This is a genomic window from Pseudomonas sp. IPO3774 (genome assembly GCF_013386835.1).
Taxonomy (GTDB): domain Bacteria; phylum Pseudomonadota; class Gammaproteobacteria; order Pseudomonadales; family Pseudomonadaceae; genus Aquipseudomonas.
In genome coordinates, this window is the sequence record NZ_JACAQY010000021.1 from 154467 (window position 1) to 174650 (window position 20184).

31 protein-coding genes are annotated in these 20184 nt (G+C 56.2%); 1 reads left to right on the plus strand and 30 read right to left on the minus strand.

Annotation, left to right across the window (positions count from 1 at the left end):
- Positions 1 to 8: 8 nt before the first annotated feature.
- Positions 9 to 1403 carry an MFS transporter gene (locus HYE77_RS14915; protein ID WP_177068938.1) on the minus strand — a complete coding sequence of 465 codons (1395 nt, stop codon included), beginning with the start codon at positions 1401 to 1403 and terminating at the stop codon, positions 9 to 11.
- 178 nt (positions 1404 to 1581) lie between these two features.
- Between HYE77_RS14915 and uvrA the strand changes: the two genes are divergently transcribed.
- Positions 1582 to 4416, plus strand: coding sequence for an excinuclease ABC subunit UvrA (uvrA, locus tag HYE77_RS14920; RefSeq protein WP_003210046.1), 2835 nt, complete (start codon positions 1582 to 1584; stop codon positions 4414 to 4416).
- 68 nt (positions 4417 to 4484) lie between these two features.
- Here uvrA and bfr read toward each other — a convergent pair whose 3' ends face one another.
- From bfr to rplC, 29 genes are all read right to left on the minus strand, one after another.
- Positions 4485 to 4949 carry a bacterioferritin gene (gene bfr, locus HYE77_RS14925; protein ID WP_003210048.1) on the minus strand — a complete coding sequence of 155 codons (465 nt, stop codon included), beginning with the start codon at positions 4947 to 4949 and terminating at the stop codon, positions 4485 to 4487.
- 155 nt (positions 4950 to 5104) lie between these two features.
- Positions 5105 to 6553, minus strand: coding sequence for a catalase (locus HYE77_RS14930; RefSeq protein WP_008436430.1), 1449 nt, complete (start codon positions 6551 to 6553; stop codon positions 5105 to 5107).
- A gap of 247 nt (positions 6554 to 6800) precedes the next feature.
- On the minus strand, positions 6801 to 7187 hold the full coding sequence (rplQ, locus tag HYE77_RS14935) for a 50S ribosomal protein L17 (RefSeq protein ID WP_003210053.1): 387 nt from the start codon (positions 7185 to 7187) through the stop codon (positions 6801 to 6803).
- Between the two features lie 41 nt (positions 7188 to 7228).
- The gene (rpoA, locus tag HYE77_RS14940; RefSeq protein WP_003176403.1) at positions 7229 to 8230 is read right to left on the minus strand and encodes a DNA-directed RNA polymerase subunit alpha; all 1002 of its coding nucleotides are present in this window, start codon (positions 8228 to 8230) and stop codon (positions 7229 to 7231) included.
- 22 nt (positions 8231 to 8252) lie between these two features.
- Entirely contained in the window at positions 8253 to 8873 is a 621-nt protein-coding gene (rpsD, locus tag HYE77_RS14945) for a 30S ribosomal protein S4 (protein WP_003210056.1), read from the minus strand.
- A gap of 18 nt (positions 8874 to 8891) precedes the next feature.
- On the minus strand, positions 8892 to 9281 hold the full coding sequence (rpsK, locus tag HYE77_RS14950; RefSeq protein WP_002555466.1) for a 30S ribosomal protein S11: 390 nt from the start codon (positions 9279 to 9281) through the stop codon (positions 8892 to 8894).
- 30 nt (positions 9282 to 9311) lie between these two features.
- Positions 9312 to 9668 carry a 30S ribosomal protein S13 gene (gene rpsM / locus HYE77_RS14955; RefSeq protein ID WP_003210063.1) on the minus strand — a complete coding sequence of 119 codons (357 nt, stop codon included), beginning with the start codon at positions 9666 to 9668 and terminating at the stop codon, positions 9312 to 9314.
- Between the two features lie 129 nt (positions 9669 to 9797).
- Entirely contained in the window at positions 9798 to 9914 is a 117-nt protein-coding gene (gene rpmJ, locus HYE77_RS14960) for a 50S ribosomal protein L36 (protein WP_002555468.1), read from the minus strand.
- Positions 9915 to 9941: 27 nt separating this feature from the next.
- A complete protein-coding gene (gene secY, locus HYE77_RS14965; protein WP_003210064.1) occupies positions 9942 to 11270 on the minus strand; it encodes a preprotein translocase subunit SecY in 1329 nt (442 codons plus the stop codon).
- Positions 11271 to 11708 carry a 50S ribosomal protein L15 gene (gene rplO, locus HYE77_RS14970; RefSeq protein WP_003210066.1) on the minus strand — a complete coding sequence of 146 codons (438 nt, stop codon included), beginning with the start codon at positions 11706 to 11708 and terminating at the stop codon, positions 11271 to 11273. It abuts the gene before it with no gap.
- 4 nt (positions 11709 to 11712) lie between these two features.
- Entirely contained in the window at positions 11713 to 11889 is a 177-nt protein-coding gene (rpmD, locus tag HYE77_RS14975) for a 50S ribosomal protein L30 (protein WP_003186033.1), read from the minus strand.
- 2 nt (positions 11890 to 11891) lie between these two features.
- Positions 11892 to 12392: a 30S ribosomal protein S5 gene (rpsE, locus tag HYE77_RS14980; protein ID WP_003186035.1), complete on the minus strand. Its 501-nt coding sequence runs from the start codon at positions 12390 to 12392 to the stop codon at positions 11892 to 11894.
- 3 nt (positions 12393 to 12395) lie between these two features.
- Positions 12396 to 12746, minus strand: a complete 351-nt coding sequence (gene rplR, locus HYE77_RS14985; protein WP_003186037.1) for a 50S ribosomal protein L18 — start codon at positions 12744 to 12746, stop codon at positions 12396 to 12398.
- 10 nt (positions 12747 to 12756) lie between these two features.
- A complete protein-coding gene (gene rplF, locus HYE77_RS14990; protein WP_003176412.1) occupies positions 12757 to 13290 on the minus strand; it encodes a 50S ribosomal protein L6 in 534 nt (177 codons plus the stop codon).
- A gap of 12 nt (positions 13291 to 13302) precedes the next feature.
- Positions 13303 to 13695 carry a 30S ribosomal protein S8 gene (gene rpsH / locus HYE77_RS14995; RefSeq protein ID WP_003186040.1) on the minus strand — a complete coding sequence of 131 codons (393 nt, stop codon included), beginning with the start codon at positions 13693 to 13695 and terminating at the stop codon, positions 13303 to 13305.
- 208 nt (positions 13696 to 13903) lie between these two features.
- On the minus strand, positions 13904 to 14209 hold the full coding sequence (rpsN, locus tag HYE77_RS15000; protein WP_003176414.1) for a 30S ribosomal protein S14: 306 nt from the start codon (positions 14207 to 14209) through the stop codon (positions 13904 to 13906).
- Between the two features lie 13 nt (positions 14210 to 14222).
- Positions 14223 to 14762, minus strand: a complete 540-nt coding sequence (gene rplE / locus HYE77_RS15005; RefSeq protein ID WP_003210069.1) for a 50S ribosomal protein L5 — start codon at positions 14760 to 14762, stop codon at positions 14223 to 14225.
- A 20-nt stretch (positions 14763 to 14782) separates the two neighbouring features.
- Positions 14783 to 15097, minus strand: coding sequence for a 50S ribosomal protein L24 (gene rplX, locus HYE77_RS15010; RefSeq protein ID WP_003210072.1), 315 nt, complete (start codon positions 15095 to 15097; stop codon positions 14783 to 14785).
- Between the two features lie 11 nt (positions 15098 to 15108).
- Complete coding sequence (gene rplN / locus HYE77_RS15015; RefSeq protein ID WP_002555479.1) at positions 15109 to 15477, minus strand: 50S ribosomal protein L14; 369 nt, start codon at positions 15475 to 15477, stop codon at positions 15109 to 15111.
- 23 nt (positions 15478 to 15500) lie between these two features.
- A complete protein-coding gene (gene rpsQ / locus HYE77_RS15020; protein WP_003176419.1) occupies positions 15501 to 15767 on the minus strand; it encodes a 30S ribosomal protein S17 in 267 nt (88 codons plus the stop codon).
- Positions 15768 to 15769: 2 nt separating this feature from the next.
- Positions 15770 to 15961 carry a 50S ribosomal protein L29 gene (gene rpmC / locus HYE77_RS15025; protein WP_002555481.1) on the minus strand — a complete coding sequence of 64 codons (192 nt, stop codon included), beginning with the start codon at positions 15959 to 15961 and terminating at the stop codon, positions 15770 to 15772.
- The gene (rplP, locus tag HYE77_RS15030) at positions 15961 to 16374 is read right to left on the minus strand and encodes a 50S ribosomal protein L16 (RefSeq protein ID WP_003210075.1); all 414 of its coding nucleotides are present in this window, start codon (positions 16372 to 16374) and stop codon (positions 15961 to 15963) included. Before rplP ends, rpmC begins: the two co-directional genes overlap by 1 nt.
- A 12-nt stretch (positions 16375 to 16386) precedes the next feature.
- On the minus strand, positions 16387 to 17073 hold the full coding sequence (rpsC, locus tag HYE77_RS15035; protein ID WP_003176422.1) for a 30S ribosomal protein S3: 687 nt from the start codon (positions 17071 to 17073) through the stop codon (positions 16387 to 16389).
- 13 nt (positions 17074 to 17086) lie between these two features.
- Positions 17087 to 17419, minus strand: coding sequence for a 50S ribosomal protein L22 (gene rplV, locus HYE77_RS15040; RefSeq protein WP_003210077.1), 333 nt, complete (start codon positions 17417 to 17419; stop codon positions 17087 to 17089).
- A gap of 13 nt (positions 17420 to 17432) precedes the next feature.
- Positions 17433 to 17708, minus strand: a complete 276-nt coding sequence (rpsS, locus tag HYE77_RS15045; RefSeq protein WP_002555486.1) for a 30S ribosomal protein S19 — start codon at positions 17706 to 17708, stop codon at positions 17433 to 17435.
- A gap of 16 nt (positions 17709 to 17724) precedes the next feature.
- Positions 17725 to 18549, minus strand: coding sequence for a 50S ribosomal protein L2 (rplB, locus tag HYE77_RS15050; protein ID WP_003210080.1), 825 nt, complete (start codon positions 18547 to 18549; stop codon positions 17725 to 17727).
- 14 nt (positions 18550 to 18563) lie between these two features.
- The gene (gene rplW, locus HYE77_RS15055) at positions 18564 to 18863 is read right to left on the minus strand and encodes a 50S ribosomal protein L23 (RefSeq protein WP_002555488.1); all 300 of its coding nucleotides are present in this window, start codon (positions 18861 to 18863) and stop codon (positions 18564 to 18566) included.
- The gene (rplD, locus tag HYE77_RS15060; RefSeq protein ID WP_003210082.1) at positions 18860 to 19462 is read right to left on the minus strand and encodes a 50S ribosomal protein L4; all 603 of its coding nucleotides are present in this window, start codon (positions 19460 to 19462) and stop codon (positions 18860 to 18862) included. Before rplD ends, rplW begins: the two co-directional genes overlap by 4 nt.
- 12 nt (positions 19463 to 19474) lie before the next feature.
- Complete coding sequence (gene rplC / locus HYE77_RS15065; RefSeq protein ID WP_003194649.1) at positions 19475 to 20110, minus strand: 50S ribosomal protein L3; 636 nt, start codon at positions 20108 to 20110, stop codon at positions 19475 to 19477.
- Between the last annotated feature and the right edge of the window lie 74 nt (positions 20111 to 20184).

Consider the following 20184-nt stretch of genomic DNA (forward strand, 5'->3'; position numbering starts at 1 on the left):
ACGTTCTCCTAGGCTGGGCGCGCTGTCGGCACTGGGTTGACCAGTTGCTCGAGCGTCGCGCGATCCAATAATTCGGTGTCCAATTTGATGTAGATGGCGGCTTCTTCAGTAACAACCACAGCATCCGTAACCCCAACAACGGCCTTAAGGCGCTCGACCAGACCGGCTTCGCGGATCGCTTCGGGCGATAACGGCAAGCGCAGGCTCGTCACATAGGGAGGTTCGCGCATGGTAACAGCAAAGGCTAGCCAGAGGGCAGCCAGACCTGCGCATCCCAGGAACACAACCGACAAACCGCCATGCTGGAACATCCAGCCGCCCATGATCCCGCCCAGTGCAGAACCGAGGAACTGGCTGGTGGAATACACGCCCATCGCCGTGCCTTTGCCGCCGGCCGGTGAAACCTTACTGATCAGCGAAGGCAGTGAAGCCTCCAGCAGGTTGAACGCGGTGAAGAACACCACCGTGCCGATCACCAGCGCCCGCAGGCTGTCGCCGAACTGCCAGAAGAATAGCTCAGTGAGCATCAGTGTCGCGACGGCGCCCAACAGAACTTGTTTCATTTTGCGTTTCTTCTCGCCGTAGATGATGAACGGGATCATGGCGAAGAACGAAATCAGCAGCGCGGTGAGATAGACCCACCAGTGCTGCTCCTTGGGCAACCCGGCTTTTTGCACCAGGGCCAGGGGCAAGGCGACGAAGCTGCACATCAGCATCGCGTGTAATACGAAGATACCCAAATCCAAGCGCAACAGGTCCGGGTGCTTGAGTGTCGGCAGCAATGCCTGCTTGGCGACGCCCGACTCACGGTGCTGCAACGGCCCCGTGGAATGCGGAACCATGAAGGCGACAATCACGATGCCGAACAGCGCCATGCCACCGGTGGCCAGGAACAGACCGTGCAAGCCGAACGCGCGGGTCAGCAGCGGGCCGACTACCATCGCCACGGCGAACGAAAGACCGATGGTCATGCCGATCATCGCCATGGCCTTGGTACGGTGTTGTTCGCGGGTCAGGTCGGAGAGCAGTGCCATGACGGCGGCGGAAATCGCGCCGGCGCCTTGCAGGACGCGTCCGGCGATCACGCCCCAGATAGAGTCGGCATTGGCCGCAAGCACACTGCCCAGGGCGAAGACGATCAGGCCGAGGTAGATCACCGGCCGGCGGCCGATGCGGTCGGAAATGACGCCGAACGGAATCTGAAACAGCGCCTGGGTCAGGCCATAGGCGCCAATCGCCAGGCCGATCAGGGCCGGGGTCGCTCCTGCGAGATCCATTCCATAGGTCGCCAGCACCGGCAACACCATAAACATGCCAAGCATACGGAATGCGAACACCAGGGCCAGACCGCTTGCTGCGCGGGTCTCGCTGCCACTCATGCGTTCGCTGTGGGGATCGTGCATGGATAAACCTCGTGTGAACCGGCGGCGATTCTACCAGTCCCATCGATTGAGAGGGTATATGCGGCGGTTTGCCGCGCAGCTTTCATGTAAGGCTGCACCCGGCACTTTGACAGTGTATATTCATCCAGTCTTTAGCCGTATACTCCTGCATTATTTACGCCCGCCGTGCGAGGCCATCTTGGACAAGATCCTGATTCGTGGGGCTCGAACCCACAACCTGAAGAACATCGACCTGACCCTGCCACGGGACAAACTGATCGTCATCACCGGCTTGTCCGGGTCCGGCAAGTCGTCCCTGGCGTTTGACACGCTGTACGCCGAAGGCCAGCGCCGCTACGTGGAATCCCTGTCGGCCTATGCCCGCCAGTTCCTGTCGATGATGGAAAAGCCCGACGTCGACACCATTGAAGGCCTGTCGCCTGCGATTTCCATCGAACAGAAATCCACCTCCCACAACCCGCGTTCCACCGTGGGCACCATCACCGAGATCTACGACTACCTGCGCCTGCTGTATGCCCGCGTGGGTATTCCCCGCTGCCCGGACCACGACATTCCCCTGGAAGCCCAGACCGTCAGCCAGATGGTCGACCTGGTGCTGGCCCAGCCGGAGGGCGCCAAGCTGATGCTGCTGGCACCGGTGATTCGCGAGCGCAAGGGTGAACACCTTTCGGTCTTTGAAGAACTGCGTGCCCAGGGTTTCGTGCGTGCCCGCATCAACGGCAAGCTCTACGAGCTGGACGAAGCGCCGAAGCTGGATAAACAGAAAAAGCACTCGATTGATGTGGTCGTCGACCGTTTCAAGGTGCGTGCCGATTTGCAGCAGCGCCTGGCGGAGTCTTTCGAAACCGCGCTGAAGCTGGCAGACGGCATTGCCCTGGTAGCACCGATGGACGACGAGCCCGGGGAAGAAATCATCTTCTCCGCGCGCTTCGCCTGCCCGATCTGCGGCCATGCCATCAGCGAGCTGGAACCGAAGCTGTTTTCCTTCAACAACCCGGCCGGCGCTTGCCCGACCTGTGATGGCCTGGGGGTTAAGCAATTCTTCGACATCAAGCGCCTGGTCAACGGTGACCTCACACTGGCGGAGGGTGCGATACGTGGCTGGGACAGGCGTAACGTCTATTACTTCCAGATGCTGGGGTCGTTGGCTTCGCACTACAAGTTCAGCCTGGAAGTGCCGTTCAACGAACTGCCCGCCGAACAGCAGAAATTCATCCTGCATGGCAGCGGTTCGCAGAACGTCGACTTCAAGTATTTGAATGACCGTGGCGATATCGTCAAACGCTCGCACCCGTTCGAAGGCATCGTGCCGAACCTGGAGCGGCGCTACCGCGAGACGGAGTCCGCCAGCGTGCGCGAGGAGCTGGCCAAGTTCCTCAGCACCCAGCCTTGCCCGGATTGCCGTGGCACACGCCTGCGCCGTGAGGCGCGGCATGTGTGGGTTGGCGAGAAGACCCTGCCGGCAGTGACCAACCTGCCGATTGGCGATGCCTGCGAATACTTCGGCACGCTGAAACTGACGGGCCGCCGCGGGGAAATTGCCGACAAGATCCTCAAGGAGATTCGTGAACGGCTGCAGTTCCTGGTCAACGTGGGCCTGGACTACCTGTCGCTGGACCGCAGTGCCGACACGCTTTCCGGCGGTGAAGCCCAGCGGATTCGCTTGGCCAGCCAGATCGGTGCCGGCCTGGTGGGCGTGTTGTACATCCTCGATGAACCGTCGATTGGATTGCATCAACGGGACAACGACCGCTTGCTGGGCACGCTGAAGCACCTGCGGGACATCGGCAATACGGTGATCGTGGTCGAGCACGATGAAGACGCGATTCGCCTGGCCGATTATGTGGTCGATATCGGCCCGGGAGCGGGTGTTCACGGTGGGCATATTGTCGCCGAGGGCACGCCGGCTGAAGTGATGGCGCATCCTGACTCGCTGACCGGTAAGTACCTGTCGGGTCGCGTGAAGATCGCCGTGCCGGCCAAACGCACCCCGCGCAACAAGAAGATGGCACTGCACCTCAAGGGCGCGCGCGGCAACAACCTGCGCAATGTCGACCTGGAGATCCCGCTGGGCCTGCTGACCTGTGTGACCGGTGTATCCGGTTCGGGCAAATCAACGCTGATCAACAACACGCTGTTCCCGTTGAGTGCCACTGCACTGAACGGCGCGACCACCCTGGAAGCCGCCGCTCACGACAGCATCAAGGGCCTGGAACACCTGGACAAGGTGGTCGATATCGACCAAAGCCCGATTGGCCGCACACCGCGCTCCAACCCGGCGACCTACACCGGGCTGTTCACGCCGATTCGCGAGCTGTTCGCCGGCGTGCCGGAATCGCGCTCCCGTGGCTACGGGCCTGGCCGGTTCTCGTTCAACGTCAAGGGCGGCCGCTGCGAAGCGTGCCAGGGCGATGGCTTGATCAAGGTGGAGATGCACTTCCTGCCGGACATCTACGTGCCGTGCGACGTGTGCAAGAGCAAGCGCTACAACCGCGAAACCCTGGAGATCAAGTACAAGGGCAAGAGCATCCACGAAACCCTCGAGATGACGATCGAGGAAGCGCGGGTGTTCTTCGACGCGGTACCGGCCCTGGCGCGCAAGCTGCAGACACTGATGGATGTTGGCCTGTCGTACATCAAGCTGGGTCAGTCGGCGACGACGCTGTCGGGTGGCGAGGCCCAGCGGGTCAAGCTGTCTCGCGAGCTGTCCAAGCGTGATACCGGCAAGACGCTGTACATCCTCGACGAGCCGACCACAGGCCTGCACTTCGCGGATATCCAGCAATTGCTGGATGTGCTGCATCGCCTGCGTGACCACGGCAACACGGTGGTAGTGATCGAGCACAATCTGGATGTGATCAAGACCGCCGACTGGCTGGTGGACCTGGGGCCGGAAGGCGGTTCCAAAGGTGGGCAGATCATTGCGGTCGGCACACCGGAGCAAGTCTCGGAGATGAAGCAGTCTCACACCGGCTTCTACCTCAAGCCTCTGCTGGCTCGCGACAAGGACTGATTGTTCAGCCCCACGAAAAAGCCCCTGTCACCGTGTAAGTGACAGGGGCTTTTTTGTAGCTGGAGGAATCAGAACTGCGATTGCAGGTAATTCTCCAGGCCAATCAGCTTGATCAGGCCCAACTGCTTTTCCAGCCAGTAGGTGTGATCTTCTTCGGTGTCATTCAACTGCACCCGCAGGATTTCCCGCGTGACGTAGTCGTTGTGCTGCTCGCAGAGCTCAATGCCCTTGCAGAGCGCGGCACGGACCTTGTACTCAAGGCGCAAGTCGCTGGCGAGCATCTCAGGCACCGTGGTGCCGGTATCCAGGTCGTCGGGACGCATACGGGGCGTGCCTTCGAGCATCAGGATACGGCGCATCAGTGCGTCGGCGTGCTGTGCCTCTTCTTCCATTTCATGGTTGATACGCTCGTAGAGCTCGGTAAAGCCCCAGTCTTCGTACATCCGCGAGTGAATGAAATATTGGTCACGAGCTGCCAGTTCGCCCGTCAGCAACGTGTTGAGGTAATCGATTACGTCGGGGTGACCTTGCATCGCCCTACATCTCCCTGCTTGAAAGTCTGTAGTTTGAACCATGATGACCCGGAGGTCACGGGACCAACGGCAGAAAAGTGAAGATTTCCGGTGAAAAGTAGCTTAAATAACGCAAAAACCGCCCAAATGAGGGCGGTTCTGCTTATCGTTTAGAGTCAGTTAAGCGATACACCCAGTGCAGATGCGATCCCTTCTCCATAAGCCGGGTCGGCCTTGAAGAAGTACTGCAACTGGCGCTGCACCACGTCGCTGGAAACACCCGCCATTGCGCCGGCGATATTGTTGATCAGCAGGGCTTTCTGCTCATCGTTCATCAGGCGGAACAGCGCACCGGCATGGCTGTAGTAGTCGGTATCTTCGCGGTGATCGTAACGATCAGCCGCACCGCTCAGGGCCAAGGCTGGCTCGGCGTACTGAGGAGCCTGCTTCGGCGCATCGGCGTAGCTGTTTGGCTCGTAATTGGGGGCCGCACCACCATTGGAGCCGAATGCCATCGAACCATCACGCTGGTAGCTGTTGACTGGGCTGCGTGGCGCATTCACCGGCAGTTGCTGGTGATTGGTACCTACGCGGTAGCGATGGGCATCGGCGTAAGCGAACACGCGCCCTTGCAGCATGCGGTCTGGCGACAGGCCAACACCCGGGACCATGTTGCTTGGACCGAAAGCCGCCTGTTCAACTTCAGCGAAGTAGTTCAGCGGGTTGCGGTTCAGTTCCAGCTCACCCACTTCGATCAGCGGGAACTCTTTCTGCGACCAGGTCTTGGTCACGTCGAACGGGTTTTCGTAGTGAGCGTTGGCCTGGGCCTCAGTCATGATCTGAATGCACACGCGCCATTTCGGGAAGTCACCACGCTCAATAGCACCGAACAGATCGCGCTGAGCGTAATCAGGGTCGGTACCGGCCAGGCGTGCAGCGTCAGCCGGCGCCAGGTTCTTGATACCTTGCTTGGTCTTGTAGTGCCACTTCACCCAGTGGCGCTCGCCTTTGGCGTTAATCAAGCTGTAGGTGTGACTGCCGAAGCCGTGCATGTGACGGTAGCCGTCCGGGATGCCACGGTCCGAAAACAGGATGGTGACCTGGTGCAGCGCCTCAGGGGAGTGCGACCAGAAGTCCCACATCATCTGTGCACTTTTCAGGTTGCTTTGCGGCAGGCGCTTTTGGGTGTGGATAAAGTCGGGAAACTTCAGCGGGTCGCGGATGAAGAACACCGGGGTGTTGTTACCAACGATGTCCCAGTTGCCTTCTTCGGTGTAGAACTTCAACGCGAAACCACGCGGGTCGCGCTCAGTATCAGCCGAACCACGCTCGCCACCCACCGTGGAGAAGCGCAGGAAAGTCGGAGTTTGCTTGCCCACAGAATCGAAGAGCTTGGCGCTGGTGTACTGCGTGATGTCTTGAGTGACGGTGAAGGTACCGTAAGCGCCCGAGCCTTTGGCGTGTACACGACGCTCAGGAATGTTTTCACGGTTGAAGTGAGCGAGCTTCTCGATCAGGTGAAAGTCGTCGAGCAGCAGCGGGCCGCGTGGGCCGGCGGAACGGGAATTCTGGTTATCCGCGACAGGTGCGCCGCTGGCGGTAGTAAGGGTTTTATTCTGGCTCATGCTCAATCTTCCTCAGGTCAGTCTTGGAACTGCCGGCTAATCGGCTTGGAGCGATTATTGATCAGGAAGATGACACCATCAAATTTATTAAATCATACCCACCGATAGAAATTAACTAACGATCCATCCGAACGGATATCAGAAGTAGCTGCACGGGCTGAACGTGTATTCGCTCGAGGTAATTCCAGTTTTCAACGCGCACAAAAAACCGGGCACTAGGCCCGGTTCTTCGTTACCGACTGACGTCTTACTCAGCGGATACAGCTTCACCGCCAACTGGACGATCGATCAGCTCAACGTACGCCATAGGCGCGTTGTCACCAGCGCGGAAACCGCACTTGAGGATGCGCAGGTAGCCACCCTCACGGGTAGCGTAACGCTTGCCCAGGTCGTTGAAGAGCTTACCAACGATAGCTTTCGAACGAGTACGGTCGAAAGCCAGACGGCGGTTAGCCAGGCTGTCTGTCTTGGCCAAAGTAATCAGCGGCTCAGCAACGCGACGCAGTTCTTTAGCTTTCGGCAGTGTAGTTTTGATCAGCTCGTGCTCGAACAGCGACACCGCCATGTTCTGGAACATAGCCTTACGGTGCGAGCTGGTACGGCTCAGGTGACGACCACTTTTACGATGACGCATGGTTCATTCCTTACCAAACTCACGTTCGGTGATTACGACGATCAGGCAGTCGCCTTGTCGTCCTTCTTAAGACTTGCAGGCGGCCAGTTGTCGAGGCGCATGCCGAGGGACAGACCGCGGGAGGCCAGAACGTCCTTGATTTCAGTCAAGGATTTCTTGCCCAGGTTCGGAGTCTTCAACAGTTCTACTTCGGTGCGCTGAATCAGATCACCGATGTAGTAAATGTTTTCCGCCTTAAGGCAGTTAGCCGAACGTACAGTCAGTTCCAGATCGTCAACCGGGCGAAGCAGGATCGGATCGATCTCGTCTTCCTGCTCGATTACCACTGGTTCGCTGTCACCCTTGAGGTCGACGAACGCAGCCAACTGCTGTTGCAGAATGGTTGCAGCGCGGCGGATAGCCTCTTCAGGATCCAGAGTACCGTTGGTTTCCAGATCAATAACCAGCTTGTCCAGGTTAGTACGCTGTTCGACACGGGCGTTTTCCACCACGTATGCGATACGGCGAACCGGGCTGAACGAAGAGTCGAGCTGCAAGCGACCAATGCTGCGGCTTTCGTCTTCATCGCTCTGACGCGAGTCGGCCGGTTCATAACCACGACCACGAGCTACGGTGAGCTTCATGTTCAGGGCGCCGTTAGACGCCAGGTTAGCGATTACGTGATCGGGATTAACGATCTCGACATCATGATCCAGCTGAATATCGGCAGCGGTAACCACCCCCGAACCCTTCTTCGACAAGGTCAGCGTAACTTCGTCACGGCCGTGCAGCTTGATAGCCAGACCTTTAAGGTTCAACAGGATTTCAATTACGTCTTCCTGTACACCTTCGATGGCGCTGTACTCGTGGAGCACACCGTCAATCTCGGCCTCGACTACTGCACAGCCGGGCATTGAGGACAACAGGATGCGGCGCAGCGCGTTGCCCAGGGTGTGGCCAAAACCACGCTCGAGAGGCTCGAGAGTGATCTTGGCGCGGGTTGGACTGACAACCTGCACATCAATGTGACGGGGTGTCAGGAACTCATTTACCGAAATCTGCATGGATGCACCTATTTTCTAGCCCTTACTTGGAGTAGAGCTCGACAATCAGGCTTTCGTTGATGTCGGCGGACAGATCACTGCGAGCAGGAACGTTCTTGAAAACGCCCGACTTCTTCTCAGTGTCTACTTCTACCCATTCTACGCGGCCACGTTGGGCACACAGATCGAGAGCTTGGACAATGCGAAGTTGATTTTTTGCTTTCTCGCGAATCGCGACCACGTCACCAGCACGAACCTGGTACGACGGGACGTTAACGGTTTGGCCGTTTACGCTGACGGATTTGTGCGATACCAGCTGACGGGATTCGGCACGAGTCGAACCAAAGCCCATACGGTATACAACGTTGTCCAGACGGCATTCGAGCAGTTGCAGCAGGTTTTCACCGGTTGCACCTTTCTTGCCAGCAGCTTCTTTGTAGTAGCCGCTGAACTGACGCTCGAGAACGCCGTAGATACGACGGACCTTCTGCTTTTCACGCAGTTGGGTGCCGTAGTCGGACTGGCGACCGCGGCGTTGGCCGTGGATACCAGGTGCTGCTTCAATGTTGCACTTCGATTCGATCGCGCGCACGCCGCTCTTCAGAAAGAGATCGGTGCCTTCACGACGAGCGAGTTTGCATTTTGGACCAATGTAACGAGCCATTCTTTACAATCTCCTGGATTACACGCGGCGCTTCTTCGGCGGACGGCACCCGTTGTGCGGGATTGGCGTCACGTCGGTGATGCTGGCGATCTTATAGCCACAGCCGTTCAATGCACGGACAGCAGACTCACGACCTGGACCTGGACCTTTGACGTTGACGTCGAGGTTTTTCAGGCCATATTCCAGCGCAGCTTGACCAGCACGTTCAGCAGCTACTTGAGCAGCAAACGGGGTGGACTTGCGGGAACCGCGGAAACCCGAACCACCGGAGGTAGCCCAAGAAAGCGCGTTACCTTGACGGTCGGTGATGGTCACGATTGTGTTGTTAAAAGATGCATGGATGTGGGCGATGCCATCAACCACTGTCTTTTTAACTTTTTTACGAGGACGAGCAGCAGGTTTTGCCATGATTAATTTCCTGTCGATTCGCGTGGGCGATTACTTGCGGATCGGCTTACGCGGACCTTTACGGGTACGCGCGTTAGTCTTGGTACGCTGACCGCGTACTGGAAGACCACGACGATGACGCAGACCACGGTAGCAACCGAGGTCCATCAAACGCTTGATTTTCATGTTGATTTCGCGACGCAGGTCACCTTCAGTGGTGAACTTCGCCACTTCGCCACGCAACAGCTCAATCTGCTCGTCGCTCAGATCCTTGATCTTTGCGGCTGGGTTTACCCCAGTGTCTGCGCAAATTTTCTGCGCAGTAGTGCGACCAACACCATAGATGTAGGTCAGCGAGATAACAGTGTGCTTGTTATCTGGAATGTTAACGCCTGCAATACGGGCCATTCAGTGGGACTCCAATTGACAGCTACCTACGCCCCGGAAGCCAAGAAATAGGGCGCGAGATAATATCGCTGTAATAACAAATAATCAACCCGGCAGCGCACTAGCTGCCGGGCTTCAAGCGGATCACACTCAGCCTTGGCGCTGTTTGTGACGCGGTTCCGCGCTGCAAATTACTCGAACAACACCTTCGCGGCGAATAATCTTGCAGTTACGGCACAGCTTTTTCACCGATGCACGAACTTTCATCACCAACTCCTCGAACCTTATGGGTACTCAGCGCAACATGCCGCTGCCGTAACCCTTCAGGTTGGCTTTCTTCATCAGGGATTCGTACTGGTGCGAAACGAGGTGCGATTGTACTTGGGACATGAAGTCCATCACAACCACGACGACGATCAGCAACGAGGTCCCGCCAAGGTAGAACGGAACGTTTGCTGCAACCACCAGGAACTGGGGCAACAGGCAGACGGCCGTCATATATAGAGCACCGAACATGGTCAAGCGAGTCAGAACGCCATCAATGTAGCGCGCAGACTGCTCACCTGGACGAATACCCGGAATAAAGGCACCGGACTTCTTCAGGTTTTCCGCTACGTCTTTCGGATTGAACATCAACGCCGTATAGAAGAAGCAGAAGAAAATAATCCCTGCACTAAACAGCAGAATATTCAACGGCTGACCAGGAGCGATCGACTGCGAGATGTCCTGCAACCAGCCCATACCTTCAGACTGACCGAACCAGGCACCCAACGAAGCCGGAAACAGCAAAATGCTGCTCGCGAAAATGGCAGGAATAACCCCGGCCATGTTCACTTTCAGCGGCAGGTGGCTGGTCTGCGCGGCAAAGACCTTGCGGCCCTGCTGACGCTTGGCGTAGTGAACAGCAATACGACGCTGGCCACGCTCAATGAACACCACAAAACCGATAATCGCTACTGCCAACAAACCGATGGCAACCAGGGCGAAGATATTGATATCACCCTGACGTGCAGACTCGAAAGACTGCCCAATCGCTCTCGGAAGACCGGCAACGATACCTGCGAAAATCAACATCGAGATACCGTTACCAACACCACGCTCAGTAATCTGCTCACCCAGCCACATCATGAACATCGCACCAGCCACAAATGTGGATACCGCGACGAAATGGAAGCCAAAGTCACCAGTGAACGCAACACCCTGCCCGGCCAGGCCAACGGACATGCCGATAGCCTGAACCAGGGCGAGGATGACAGTGCCGTAGCGGGTGTACTGGCTTATCTTGCGACGGCCAGCTTCACCTTCCTTCTTCAACTGCTCCAACTGCGGACTGACGGCGGTCATCAGTTGCATGATGATCGATGCCGAGATGTACGGCATGATCCCCAGTGCAAAGATGCTCATCCGTTCCAGCGCGCCGCCGGAAAACATGTTGAACAAGCTAAGAATGGTCCCCTCATTCTGTCGAAACAGGTCTGCGAGTCGGTCCGGGTTGATACCTGGAACCGGGATGTGTGCGCCTATTCGGTAGACGATAATCGCCAGGAACAGAAAACGCAGACGAGCCCAAAGTTCAGACATACCGCCTTTGCCGAGCGCTGAGAGAGCACCTTGCTTAGCCATTTATTCCTCGAACTTGCCGCCAGCTGCTTCGATAGCCGAACGCGCACCTTTGGTGGCGCCGATTCCCTTGCCGATAGTGACAGCGCGAGTCACTTCACCGGACAGCATGATTTTCACACGCTGTACGTTGACGTTGATCACGTTGGCATCTTTCAGGGTCTGCACGGTAACGATGTCGCCTTCCACTTTGGCCAGCTCGGACAGACGCACTTCTGCGCGGTCCATGGCTTTCAGGGAAACGAAACCGAACTTCGGCAGGCGACGATGCAGCGGCTGTTGACCGCCTTCAAAGCCTGGAGCGATGGTGCCACCGGAGCGGGAGGACTGACCTTTGTGGCCACGGCCACCGGTCTTGCCCAAACCACTACCGATACCACGGCCCGGACGATGCTTTTCGCGACGGGAACCCGGCGCTGGACTCAGATCATTGAGTTTCATCGAATTAACCCTCGACACGCAGCATGTAGTAAGCCTTGTTGATCATCCCGCGATTCTCGGGAGTATCAAGTACTTCTACAGTGTGACCGATGCGACGCAGACCCAAACCCTTAACGCACAATTTGTGGTTAGGGATGCGGCCGGTCATGCTTTTGATCAGCGTTACTTTAACGGTAGCCATGATCAGAAGATCTCCTTGACGCTTTTGCCACGCTTGGCGGCAATGGATTCAGGAGACTGCATTGCTTTCAAACCCTTGAAAGTGGCGTGAACCACGTTTACCGGGTTAGTCGAGCCGTAGCACTTGGCCAGAACGTTCTGAACGCCAGCAACTTCGAGGACAGCACGCATAGCGCCGCCAGCGATGATACCGGTACCTTCAGAGGCAGGCTGCATGTACACCTTCGAAGCGCCGTGAGCGGACTTCATTGCGTACTGCAGAGTAGTGCCGTTCAGATCAACTTGGATCATGTTGCGACGAGCAGCTTCCATTGCCTTCTGGATCGCAGCAGGCACTTCACGTGACTTGCCACGGCCGAAGCCAACACGCCCTTTACCATCACCAACCACGGTCAACGCGGTGAAAGTGAAGATACGGCCGCCTTTAACGGTTTTGGCTACGCGGTTAACTTGAACCAGCTTCTCAATGTAGCCTTCGTCGCGCTTTTGGTCGTTATTTGACATAACTTAGAACTCCAGCCCAGCTTCACGAGCAGCATCAGCCAGCGCTTTCACGCGGCCGTGGTACTTGAAGCCAGAGCGGTCGAAAGCCACTTGCGAGACGCCGGCGGCCTTAGCACGCGTAGCGACCAGCTGGCCAACCTTAGTGGCCGCGTCGATGTTGCCAGTGGCACCATCACGCAGTTCTTTATCCAAAGTCGAGGCGCTTGCCAGGACTTTGTTGCCGTCGGCCGAGATGACCTGGGCGTAGATGTGCTGCGACGAGCGGAACACGCAGAGACGCACGACTTCGAGTTCGTGCATTTTCAGGCGTGCTTTGCGAGCGCGACGCAGTCGAGTAACTTTTTTGTCGGTCATTTGCTATGCCCTACTTCTTCTTGGCTTCTTTACGACGGACGACTTCGTCCGCGTAGCGCACACCTTTGCCTTTGTACGGCTCTGGTGGACGGAAGTCGCGGATCTCAGCGGCCACCTGACCTACCAGCTGCTTATCAATACCCTTGATCAGGATATCGGTTTGGCTAGGGGTCTCAGCGGTGATGCCTTCCGGCAGTTCGTAATCCACTGGGTGCGAGAAGCCAAGGGCCAGGTTCAGAACCGTGCCTTTTGCTTGCGCTTTGTAACCAACACCGACCAGCTGGAGCTTGCGCTCGAAGCCTTGGCTTACGCCTTGGACCATGTTGTTTACCAACGCACGAGTGGTACCGGCCATTGCGCGAGTTTGTTGATCGCCATTGCGAGCAGCGAAACGCAGCTCACCAGCTTCTTCAACGATCTCAACGGACGAATGGATGTTCAGTTCCAGAGTGCCCTTGGCACCCTTCACCGAAAGCTGTTGGCCTGCGAATTTTACTTCGACACCGGCTGGCAGCTTAACGGGGTTCTTAGCGACGCGTGACATGCTTATCCCCCCTTAGAACACAGTGCAAAGAACTTCGCCGCCGACACCGGCAGCGCGCGCAGCACGATCCGTCATCACACCTTTGTTGGTGGAGACGATAGACACACCGAGACCGCCACGAACTTTTGGCAGATCATCAACGGACTTGTACTGACGCAGGCCTGGACGGCTAACGCGCTTCACTTCTTCGATGACCGGACGGCCTTCGAAGTACTTCAGCTCGATGGACAGCAGTGGTTTGATTTCGCTGCTGATCTGATAACCCGCAATGTAGCCTTCGTCTTTCAGGACTTTGGCAACAGCAACCTTCAACGTGGAAGATGGCATGCTTACGACGGACTTTTCAGCCATCTGGGCATTACGGATACGAGTTAGCATGTCCGCTAACGGGTCCTGCATACTCATGGCTAGACGCTCCTAATACAAAAAAATTAGCCTTGCGGCCATTACGTGTCGCCGAGAATCTCCGAGCACAAAACACACGGGCTCAGGCGAGCCGCGTATTTTAGACACACTCCGGAAATGAAACAAGCCCCAAAAGGGGCTTGTTCCAGATTCTAGGCCACCGGTGGTCAGTATCTTGCGATCCTGGCCACCGAGACTTCGAACGTACTTACCAGCTGGCTTTAACCAGACCTGGTACGTCACCACGCATTGCCGCTTCACGCAGTTTGTTACGGCCGAGGCCGAACTTGCGGTAAACGCCGTGTGGACGACCGGTCAGGCGGCAGCGGTTACGCATGCGCGAAGCGCTTGCGTCACGTGGCTGCTTCTGCAGAGCAACTGTAGCTTCCCAACGCGCTTCTGGACTTGCGTTCAGATCAACGATGATTGCTTTCAGTGCTGCACGCTTCTTGGCGTACTTGGCAACCGTGAGCTGACGCTTCAGCTCGCGGTTTTTCATGCTCATCTTGGCCATGGTCCTACTCCAATCAGTTGCGGAACGGGAATTTGAACGCACGCAGCAGAGCGCGGCCTTCATCATCGTTCTTGGCAGTGGTGGTCAGGGTGATGTCCAGACCGCGGAGAGCATCGATCTTGTCGTAGTCGATTTCCGGGAAGATGATCTGCTCTTTAACGCCCATGCTGTAGTTACCACGACCATCGAAGGACTTGGCATTCAGGCCGCGGAAGTCGCGGACCCGAGGCAGGGAGATCGAAAGCAGACGATCCAGGAATTCGTACATACGCTCACGGCGCAGAGTCACTTTGACGCCGATCGGCCATCCTTCACGGACTTTAAAGCCAGCGATGGATTTACGAGCGTAGGTCACAACGACTTTTTGGCCGGTGATCTTTTCCAGGTCAGCAACAGCGTGCTCGATGACTTTTTTGTCGCCGATCGCTTCGCCCAGACCCATGTTCAGGGTGATTTTGGTAACGCGCGGAACTTCCATCACGTTCGAAAGCTTAAGTTCTTCCTTAAGTTTCGGTGCGATTTCCTTCCGGTAAATCTCTTTTAGTCGTGCCATGGTCTTCTACCTAGCAGTGTTCAAGCATCAACCGCTTTTTGGGTCGACTTGAAGACACGAATTTTCTTACCTTCTTCTACTTTGAAACCAACGCGGTCAGCCTTGTTGGTTTCGCCGTTGAAGATGGCGACGTTAGAAGCGTGCAGTGGCGCTTCTTTCTCGACGATACCGCCTTGTACGCCCGACATCGGGTTAGGCTTGGTATGACGCTTGACCAGGTTCAGACCACTAACGACCAGACGGTCATCAGCAAGAACCTTCAGCACCTTACCGCGCTTACCTTTGTCTTTGCCGGCGATCACGATGATCTCGTCGTCACGACGAATCTTTTGCATGTCGGATCTCCTTACAGCACTTCTGGGGCGAGCGAGACGATCTTCATGAACTTCTCAGTACGAAGTTCACGGGTCACTGGCCCAAAGATACGGGTGCCGATCGGCTCTTGCTTGTTGTTCAGAAGAACAGCAGCGTTGCCATCAAAGCGGATAATGGAGCCATCTGCACGGCGTACGCCGTGACGAGTGCGGACTACAACAGCAGTCATCACTTGGCCTTTTTTCACTTTACCGCGAGGAATTGCTTCCTTCACGGTAACTTTGATGATGTCACCGATACCAGCGTAACGACGATGGGAGCCACCCAGCACCTTGATGCACATAACGCGGCGTGCGCCGCTGTTATCGGCCACATCGAGCATGGATTGAGTCTGAATCATATAATTTCTCCGACCCCTAGTCCTTAGACTTCCACAGCGCGTTCGAGAACATCAACCAGGGCCCAAGACTTGGTCTTGGCCAACGGACGAGTTTCACGAATAGTGACTTTGTCGCCGATGTGGCACTGGTTGGTTTCGTCGTGCGCGTGCAGCTTAGTCGAACGCTTAACGTATTTACCGTAGATCGGGTGCTTAACGCGACGCTCGATCAAAACGGTGATGGTTTTGTCCATCTTGTCGCTGACAACACGGCCAGTCAGCGTACGGACAGTCTTTTCGGCTTCAGCCATGATCACTTACCTGCCTGCTGGTTGAGCACAGTCTTCACGCGAGCAATGTCACGCTTAACTTGCGAGAGCAGATGAGACTGCCCCAACTGGCCAGTTGCTTTCTGCATACGCAGATTGAACTGGTCGCGCAGCAGGCCGAGCAGTTGCTCGTTCAGCTGCTGTGCGGATTTTTCACGAAGTTCATTCGCTTTCATCACATCACCGTCCGTTTAACAAAGGAGGTGGCGAGCGGCAGCTTTGCAGCAGCCAGGGCGAAAGCCTCACGCGCCAGCTCTTCAGTAACACCCTCGATTTCATACAGGACTTTGCCTGGCTGAATCTGGGCAACCCAATATTCCACGTTACCCTTACCTTTACCCATCCGAACTTCGAGGGGCTTTTTGGAGATAGGCTTGTCCGGGAATACACGGATCCAGATCTTGCCGCCACGTTTAACGTGACGGGTCAGTGCACGACGCGCTGACTCGATCTGACGAGCGGTGAGACGACCACGAGCTACAGACTTCAGCGCATATTCGCCGAAGCTGACTTTGCTACCGCGCTGAGCCAGACCACGGTTGTGGCCTGTCATCTGCTTGCGGAACTTCGTACGCTTTGGTTGCAACATTTGGCGTACCCCTTACTTAGCAGCTTTTTTACGAGGCGCTGGTGCTTGTGGTTTCAGTTCTTCTTGGCGACCACCAATTACTTCGCCTTTGAAGATCCAAACCTTTACACCGATCACACCGTAGGTGGTGTGAGCTTCGTAGTTGGCATAGTCGATGTCGGCACGCAGGGTGTGCAGTGGCACACGACCTTCGCGATACCATTCAGTACGTGCGATTTCAGCACCGCCGAGACGACCGCTCACTTGGATTTTGATGCCTTTGGCACCAATGCGCATGGCGTTCTGTACTGCGCGCTTCATAGCGCGACGGAACATAACGCGACGCTCCAGCTGCTGAGCTACGCTCTGCGCAACCAGCATACCGTCGAGCTCCGGCTTGCGGATCTCTTCGATATTGATGTGCACAGGCACACCCATTTGCTTGGTCAGGTCCTGACGCAGTTTCTCAACATCTTCACCTTTCTTCCCGATAACGATACCTGGACGAGCGGTGTGGATGGTGATACGTGCAGTTTGAGCAGGACGATGGATATCGATACGGCTCACGGACGCGCTTTTTAGTTTGTCTTGGAGATACTCACGCACCTTCAGATCAGCGAACAAGTAGTCCGCATAAGTCCGACCGTCTGCGTACCAGACGGAGGTGTGCTCCTTGACGATTCCCAGGCGAATGCCAATGGGATGTACTTTCTGACCCATCTCTTCGACTCCGTTACTTGTCAGCAACCTTGACAGTGATATGGCAAGACCGCTTGACGATGCGATCAGCTCGGCCTTTGGCACGAGGCATGATGCGCTTCAGCGAACGCCCTTCGTTGACGAAAACGGTGCTGACCTTCAGGTCATCAACGTCTGCGCCTTCGTTGTGCTCGGCGTTGGCTACGGCCGACTCCAGCACTTTCTTGATGATCTCGGCGGCTTTCTTACTGCTGAAAGCCAACAGGTTGAGCGCTTCGCCCACCTTCTTCCCGCGGATCTGGTCGGCGACCAAGCGGGCTTTCTGGGCGGAGATTCGAGCGCCCGACAACTTAGCGGCTACTTCCATCGTTCCTTACCCCTTAACGCTTGGCTTTCTTGTCTGCCACGTGCCCACGATATGTGCGGGTACCGGCAAACTCGCCTAGTTTGTGGCCGACCATGTCTTCGTTCACGAGAACTGGAACATGTTGACGACCGTTATGCACTGCAATGGTCAGACCGACCATTTGTGGCAGGATCATCGAACGACGCGACCAGGTTTTCACCGGTTTGCGATCGTTCTTTTCCGCCGCCACTTCGATCTTCTTCAGTAGGTGAAGATCAATAAAAGGACCTTTTTTCAGAGAACGTGGCACTGTCGTATCCCTCTATTTACTTGCGACGACGGACGATCATTTTGTCGGTACGCTTATTACCACGAGTCTTCGCGCCCTTAGTCGGGAAGCCCCATGGCGATACCGGATGACGACCACCAGAGGTACGACCTTCACCACCACCGTGTGGGTGGTCAACCGGGTTCATGGCAACACCACGAACGGTTGGGCGAACGCCACGCCAGCGTTTGGCACCAGCTTTACCCAGCGAACGCAGGCTGTGCTCGGAGTTCGAGACTTCGCCCAGGGTCGCACGGCATTCAGCCAATACTTTACGCATTTCACCAGAGCGCAGACGCAGGGTCACGTAGACACCTTCACGAGCGATCAGCTGAGCCGAAGCACCAGCGGAACGAGCGATTTGCGCGCCTTTACCCGGCTTCAATTCGATGCCGTGTACGGTGCTACCAACTGGAATGTTGCGCAGTTGCAGAGCGTTGCCCGGCTTGATCGGTGCCAAAGCACCTGCGATCAGCTGGTCACCAGCACTCACGCCTTTAGGGGCGATGATGTAGCGACGCTCGCCATCTGCGTACAGCAGCAGAGCGATGTGAGCAGTACGGTTTGGATCGTATTCGATACGCTCGACAGTGGCAGCGATGCCATCTTTGTCGTTGCGACGGAAGTCGACCAGACGATAATGCTGCTTATGGCCACCACCGATGTGACGAGTGGTAATACGACCATTGTTGTTACGACCACCAGTCTTCGATTTCTTCTCGAGCAGCGGTGCGTGAGGAGCGCCTTTATGCAGCTCCTGGTTGACCACCTTGACCACAAAACGGCGGCCAGGGGAAGTCGGTTTGCATTTAACGATTGCCATGATGCACCCCTTCCTTACTCAGCACTGCTGCTGAAATCGAGATCTTGGCCTGGCTGAAGGGAGATAACTGCCTTCTTCCAGTCATTACGCTTGCCCAGACCGCGAGCAGTGCGCTTGCTCTTACCCAGAACATTCAGGGTAGTAACACGCTCTACTTTCACGCTGAACAGGCTTTCGACGGCCTTCTTGATTTCCAGCTTGGTTGCGTCAGTTGCAACCTTGAAAACGAACTGGCCTTTCTTGTCAGCCAGAACCGTAGCCTTTTCGGAAACGTGCGGGCCAAGCAGAACTTTAAATACGCGTTCCTGGTTCATCCCAGCAGCTCCTCGAATTTCTTCACGGCCGACACGGTGATCAACACCTTGTCGTATGCGATCAGACTAACTGGATCGGAACCTTGCACGTCACGTACATCAACGTGTGGCAGGTTGCGAGCAGCCAGGTACAGGTTCTGATCAACAGCTTCAGACACGATCAGGACGTCAGTCAGGCCCATGCCGTTCAGCTTGTTCAGCAGATCTTTGGTTTTCGGCGCTTCAACAGCGAAGTCCTGAACCACGACCAGACGATCAGTACGCACGAGTTCAGCAAGGATGGAGCGCAGTGCTGCGCGATACATCTTCTTGTTGAGCTTCTGGGTGTGATCCTGTGGACGTGCTGCGAAAGTGGTACCGCCGCCACGCCAGATTGGGCTACGGATAGTACCGGCACGAGCGCGGCCAGTACCTTTCTGACGCCAAGGGCGCTTACCGCCACCACGAACGTCGGAACGGGTCTTTTGCTGCTTGCTACCTTGACGGCCGCCGGCCATGTAGGCCACGACTGCTTGGTGAACCAGCGTCTCGTTGAATTCGCCGCCAAATGTCAGTTCGGAAACTTCGATCGCTTGAGCGTCATTTACGTTTAATTGCATGTCAGCTTCCCCTTAACCGCGAGCCTTGGCCGCTGGACGTACAACCAGGTTGCCGCCAGTAGCGCCAGGAACAGCACCCTTGACCAACAACAGATTGCGTTCAGCGTCGACGCGCACTACTTCGAGGGACTGCACGGTCACGCGCTCAGCGCCCATATGACCGGACATTTTTTTGCCCTTGAATACACGACCAGGAGTCTGGCACTGGCCAATAGAGCCCGGGACGCGGTGGGAAACGGAGTTACCGTGAGTGTTGTCTTGGCCACGGAAATTCCAACGCTTGATCGTACCCTGGAAGCCTTTACCCTTGGACTGACCGGTTACATCAACCAGTTGACCAGCGGCGAAGATTTCAGCGTTGATCAGATCGCCAGCCTGGTAGTCGCCGTCTTCAAGACGGAACTCCATGACAGTACGACCAGCTGCAACGTTTGCTTTAGCGAAGTGACCTGCTTGAGCAGCAGTCACACGCGAAGCACGACGCTCGCCGACAGTGACTTGCACTGCACGATAGCCATCGGTTTCTTCAGTTTTAAACTGGGTGACGCGATTCGGTTCGATCTCAATGACCGTGACCGGAATGGAGACACCTTCTTCGGTGAAAATACGGGTCATACCGCATTTACGACCGACTACACCAATAGTCATGTTGTAAACCTCATGAGTGTACGGGGCTTTCACCCGCTATGGCCGCCCATTTCAGAGCGTTACACGACTAAGAC